Source organism: Pararhizobium sp. (genome assembly GCF_035497515.1).
In the GTDB taxonomy this organism is placed as follows: domain Bacteria; phylum Pseudomonadota; class Alphaproteobacteria; order Rhizobiales; family Rhizobiaceae; genus Pararhizobium.
Genome location: NZ_DATJDJ010000171.1, coordinates 1 through 5,236, shown reverse-complemented (window position 1 = coordinate 5,236; position 5,236 = coordinate 1). Strand labels below are relative to the sequence as shown.

Below are 5,236 nucleotides of genomic sequence, written 5' to 3'. Positions count from 1 at the left end.
ACCGAGATCACCGGCGCCTTCTCGCTCTATCCGCACGATCCGACCTTGGCCAATTACGCGGTGATCTTCACCGATCCGTCCTGGTACAAGGGCTATATCAACTCGATCATCTATGTGGTGATGAACACGGTCATTTCGGTTTCGGTGGCGTTGCCGGCGGCCTATGCCTTTTCGCGCTACCGGTTCCTCGGCGACAAGCATCTGTTCTTCTGGCTGCTCACCAACCGGATGGCGCCGCCGGCGGTTTTCGCGCTGCCGTTCTTCCAGCTCTATTCGGCCTTTGGCCTGATCGACACGCATATTGCCGTGGCGCTTGCGCACTGCCTGTTCAACGTGCCTTTGGCGGTCTGGATCCTTGAGGGCTTCATGTCGGGCGTGCCGAAGGAAATCGACGAGACCGCCTATATCGACGGCTATTCCTTCCCGCGCTTCTTCGTGCGTATCTATATTCCGCTGATTGCCAGCGGCATCGGGGTCGCGGCCTTCTTCTGCTTCATGTTTTCCTGGGTCGAGCTTCTGATCGCCCGGACGCTGACCACCACCGACGCCAAGCCGATCGCGGCCATCATGACGCGCACGGTCTCGGCCTCGGGCATGGACTGGGGCGTGCTGGCGGCGGCCGGCGTGCTCACCATCATCCCGGGCGCGATCGTCATCTATTTCGTCCGCAACTACATTGCCAAGGGCTTTGCCCTGGGGAGGGTCTGATGGCTGCCTTGCCGAACCGCAACAATCGCTGGCCGGTGGCGCTGGCAGCTGTTCTCATAGTCTATCTCGTCGTGGCCTGGGTGCTCTTCATGATGCTTCCGGTCAAGGACGGCGTGCGCGACTGGTTCTCGACGCTGGTTGACGGGGGGTGGATGGCCTGGTCCTTCCCGACCGCCATGTTCTTCCTGACGATCTTCGCGCTTCTCTCGCTGATGGCGGTCTGGGAATATGCCTCGCCCGGCGGCAATCCGCGTGTCGGCATCCTGCGCTTCGAGACGACGCGCGGCGACCGCCTGTTCATTTCGCTGCTCGGCAGCGCCTTCATTCATCTCGCATGGTTGGGGCTCGTCGGCCCCAATGTGTGGTGGGCTCTTGCGCTTTCCATCCTGTACGCCATCGGCGTTTTCAAGCTGGTTTGAGGCAAGATTACTGAAACGGACTGCCGGGGAGGCAATCCGCCATTGCAATCGCAAACCTTTAAGGGAGGACTATAATGCGACGGCATCTTCTAACATCGACGGCAGTCATGCTGCTGGCCTTTACCGGCTCCGCATTCGCGGGCATGGACGAGGCCAAGCAGTTCCTCGACAAGGAAATCGGGGACATGTCGACGCTTGACCGCGCCGGCCAGGAAGCGGAAATGCAGTGGTTCATCGATGCGGCGAAGCCTTTCGCCGGCATGGATATCAAGGTGGTCTCCGAAACCATCACCACGCATGAATACGAGTCCAAGGTGCTGGCGCCCGCCTTCACGGCGATCACCGGCATCAAGATCACCCATGACCTGATCGGCGAAGGCGACGTCGTCGAGAAGCTGCAGACGCAGATGCAGTCGGGCGAGAACGTCTACGACGCCTATGTCAACGACTCGGACCTGATCGGCACCCATTGGCGCTACCAGCAGGCCCGTTCGCTGACCAAATGGATGGAAAACGAAGGCAAGGACGTGACCAATCCCGGTCTCGATCTCGCCGACTTCATCGGCACCAAGTTCACCACTGCTCCGGACGGCGATCTCTACCAGTTGCCCGACCAGCAGTTCGCGAACCTTTACTGGTTCCGGTATGACTGGTTCAACGACGAGAAGAACAAGGCGGACTTCAAGGCGAAGTACGGCTACGATCTCGGCGTTCCGGTCAACTGGTCGGCCTACGAGGACATTGCCGAATTCTTCACCGGTCGCGAAATCGACGGCAAGAAGGTCTATGGTCACATGGACTACGGCAAGAAGGACCCGTCGCTCGGCTGGCGCTTCACCGATGCCTGGCTTTCGATGGCCGGCAACGGCGACAAGGGCCTGCCGAACGGCCTTCCGGTCGACGAATGGGGCATCAAGGTCAACGAGAAGTCCCAGCCGGTCGGTTCCTGCGTTGCCCGCGGCGGCGACACCAACGGCCCGGCATCGGTCTATGCCATCCAGAAATATCTCGATTGGCTGAAGGCCTATGCACCGGCGTCCGCCCAGGGCATGACCTTCTCGGAATCCGGTCCGGTTCCCTCGCAGGGCGAAATCGCCCAGCAGATGTTCACCTATACGGCCTTCACCGCCGACTTCGTGAAAGAGGGCCTGCCGGTCGTGAACGAGGACGGTACTCCGAAATGGCGTTTCGCTCCGAGCCCGCACGGCGTTTACTGGAAGGAAGGCATGAAGCTCGGCTATCAGGACGTGGGTTCCTGGACGCTGCTCAAGTCCACGCCGGACGACCGCGCCAAGGCCGCCTGGCTCTATGCGCAGTTCGTCACCTCGAAGACCGTGGATGTGAAGAAGAGCCATGTCGGCCTGACGCTGATCCGCGAATCGACGGTCCAGCACAAGAGCTTCACGGACCGCGCGCCGAAGCTCGGTGGCCTGATCGAGTTCTACCGTTCGCCGGCCCGCGTTCAGTGGTCGCCGACCGGCACCAACATCCCCGACTATCCGAAGCTGGCCCAGCTTTGGTGGCAGGCGATCGGTGATGCTTCCTCAGGCGCGAAAACCGCCCAGGAAGCCATGGACTCGCTCTGCGCCGAGCAGGAAAAGGTTCTGGAGCGTCTGGAACGTGCTGGTGTCCAGGGCGAAATGGGTCCGAAGCTCGCCGAGGAACACGATCTCGAATACTGGAACGCGGACGCCGTCAAGGCCGGCAATCTCGCACCCCAGTTGAAGATCGAGAATGAAAAAGAAAAGCCCCAGACCGTCAATTACGACGAACTGGTCAAGAGCTGGCAATAAAAGCAACCCGGCGCGCCGCATAACCGCGTGGCGCGCCGGGTTTCAACGACGGTGCAGCGCCGGCGTTCCAAAACGAAAACCGCCCGTGGAGAGATCCGCGGGCGGTTCTTTTTTGTCAGTCATCGCTGCAAAAGCGGGATGTTTGTGATGCGCTGCCGGCATCGTCCCCTCAGAGGCCGGTGCCGCCCTTCAATTCGTTGATGACGGTGCGCAGGATGATCTTCATGTCGAGAAGCAGCGAGAAATTGCGGACATATTCGACATCGCAGACGATGCGGCGGATCGCCATCCAGCGATGGCCGGTCGGGCCACGCAGCCCGCGCGCCTGGGCAAGGCCGGTGAGGCCCGGCCGCATCAGGTGGCGGTATTCGTAGCCCTGCACGAGCTCGCAATAGCTACGGCCCGCGGCCAGCATGTCGGGCACGTGCGGACGCGGCCCGACGAGCGACATATCGCCGACCAGCACGTTCCACAATTGCGGCAGTTCGTCGAGATTGGTCCGGCGCAGGATGCGTCCCAGGGGTGTGATGCGGGGATCCTTGTCGGTCGTCTGGCACAGGCCGCTATTGTCGCAGAGATCGGTGTACATCGAGCGGAATTTCAAAATCTCGAAGGGCGCCTCGTTGAGACCGGTGCGGACCTGGCGGAAGAAGACGGGCCCCCTGCTTTCGAACTTGATCAGAAAGGCAATGAACAGCAGGACAGGCGACAGGACGAGAAGGCCGAAGAAGGCGCCGGACATATCCACGCCGCGCTTGAGCTTCAACTGGATGGGAAGGGCGGGGGCTTCTGCCGGATTGATGTAGAAATTCGTTTCGTCGGCCCGACGGTCCCTGCCTGGCGGGGAAAGGTTATCGTTGAGGGTTCTGATCGGCCCGTTCTTGCCGCTTCCGGCAACCGTCGGCCGGTGCCAAATCACTTTCTCGGTCATTCTTCAAATACTCCCGACACTATAACAAAATGCAGGCCTGCCCATCCAAACCATGGCAAGCATCATTATTATCTGGAGAATTCGGCCACAGGCCTCTTCCCGGAAAATCATATTTTTCCGCCGCCGGACAATTTTATTGTTCTGGTCGCTGCCCGTGGGCGGGTGTCTTTAAAAATTTCTTTGGTTCAAAAGCATTTTTTAGTGATTAATGATTTATTAAAGATAATCGACTTTGGCAAGCTGCATCAGCGCCCAGTTTTTTCTTGTGGTTAATCCGGCCGTGTCCCGAATGGTTCATTTTTGGGCAGGTTGCCGAAGGGCTACCCCAGCAGGCGCCGTCAGGGCGCGGAACCGGGTGGGGGCGCCAGGGACCAGCCGTCCGGATTCTCGCCGGCCATCATGCCGTCCACCATCGGCACGCCGTCGCTATCGGTCAGTGGAAACCATCTGGTCCGGTCGAAGAACCAGTCGGCCGGGGTCTTGCCGCGGGGCTTTTCGATCTGGTTGGCCAGGAAATTATAGCGCGGCGTGTCGCCGAATTCCCTCTTGAACTGGATGCGGCTACCGAAACTGCTGATGTCGAAAGCCTTGAGCGCGTGGATTTTTCCGATGATGTCGCTCGAATTTTCCCAGCGCACCTGCTGCAGAAAGATATTGGCGGCTTTTCCGGCGAGGTCGACGACCTTGATCGTATCGGCCGTGTTTTCGATATTGAGCTTGACGCGAAATGAAGTGACGCGATCCTCTTCGTCGCCCTTGATGAAGATAAACACAGAGGATTGGGTGTCCGGCTCTTCACCGATGTCGATGAAGGACGAACATTCCCATTTCTCCCTGTCGGCCCGGCTGACCGTCCAATCCAGTTCGCCGAAGCCGCCATCGGCCAGCCGCTCGCACAGTTTCTCCGGGTCGCTGCGGATTCGCCGGATGAAATTCTGCTCGGGGGCCTTGAGGTCGGCAAAGAGATGAGTGGGAAAGACAAAGTGCGCCGGCGGCAGGCGGACCCCTCTGCTGCGGGTGATCTTCACCTCGTCCGCCGGCGGCCGGCTTTTCGCCGGAACGATGGAATAGCCGAGCGAGGCAAGCAGGCGGTCGAGGTTTCGTTGATCCCGGGCAAGCAGGACCGTGGCGAGGATCGCGGCGAAGACCAGTCCGACGGCGGCCAGAAAAAATACCTTTCCGGACCGATGCCTCCGCTCATCCTTCATGCCAAAACCCAAATTGCGCGGCTCCCCATCGGACTTTTCCCCTGCCTGGGACTGCTTGCGCCGTGGCCCTTTTCATTTCGCGTCGATCGCGCTGCGGCTTCCGGCCTCTTCCGGAAGACCCGTGCGCCGGTCTCGCCAGGCCGCAAAGACGATATAGCCGACAAGTGCCGGCCAAAA

At 60.1% G+C, this 5,236-nt stretch carries 5 protein-coding genes; 3 read left to right on the top strand and 2 right to left on the bottom strand.

Annotated elements, in window-relative coordinates; all coding sequences use genetic code 11:
• The 3 genes from VL202_RS17865 to VL202_RS17855 form a co-directional block, all read left to right on the top strand.
• On the top strand, positions 1–708 hold a 708-nt coding region (locus tag VL202_RS17865), incomplete at its 5' end, for a carbohydrate ABC transporter permease (protein ID WP_325465436.1).
• Entirely contained in the window at positions 708–1,127 is a 420-nt protein-coding gene (locus VL202_RS17860; protein ID WP_325465435.1) for a DUF2160 domain-containing protein, read from the top strand. The genes VL202_RS17865 and VL202_RS17860, both read left to right, overlap by 1 nt.
• Positions 1,128–1,201: 74 nt before the next feature.
• On the top strand, positions 1,202–2,920 hold the full coding sequence (locus tag VL202_RS17855) for an ABC transporter substrate-binding protein (protein ID WP_056329824.1): 1,719 nt from the start codon (positions 1,202–1,204) through the stop codon (positions 2,918–2,920).
• A 169-nt stretch (positions 2,921–3,089) separates the two neighbouring features.
• On the opposite strand, the gene VL202_RS17850 is transcribed toward VL202_RS17855, so the two are convergent.
• Both VL202_RS17850 and VL202_RS17845 read right to left on the bottom strand, forming a co-directional pair.
• Positions 3,090–3,851 (bottom strand): sugar transferase, encoded by a 762-nt coding sequence (locus tag VL202_RS17850; RefSeq protein WP_082520403.1) that lies wholly within the window; start codon positions 3,849–3,851, stop codon positions 3,090–3,092.
• Positions 3,852–4,189: 338 nt separating this feature from the next.
• Positions 4,190–5,059 (bottom strand): DUF6030 family protein, encoded by an 870-nt coding sequence (locus tag VL202_RS17845; protein WP_325465434.1) that lies wholly within the window; start codon positions 5,057–5,059, stop codon positions 4,190–4,192.
• Positions 5,060–5,236 lie beyond the last annotated feature (177 nt).

Coding starts and splice junctions, on each gene's coding strand:
- VL202_RS17855 (WP_056329824.1), top strand. CDS start 1,202: ATGCGACGGCATCTTCTAACATCGACGGCAGTCATGCTGCTGGCCTTT.
- VL202_RS17845 (WP_325465434.1), bottom strand. CDS start 5,059: ATGAAGGATGAGCGGAGGCATCGGTCCGGAAAGGTATTTTTTCTGGCC.
- VL202_RS17860 (WP_325465435.1), top strand. CDS start 708: ATGGCTGCCTTGCCGAACCGCAACAATCGCTGGCCGGTGGCGCTGGCA.
- VL202_RS17850 (WP_082520403.1), bottom strand. CDS start 3,851: ATGACCGAGAAAGTGATTTGGCACCGGCCGACGGTTGCCGGAAGCGGC.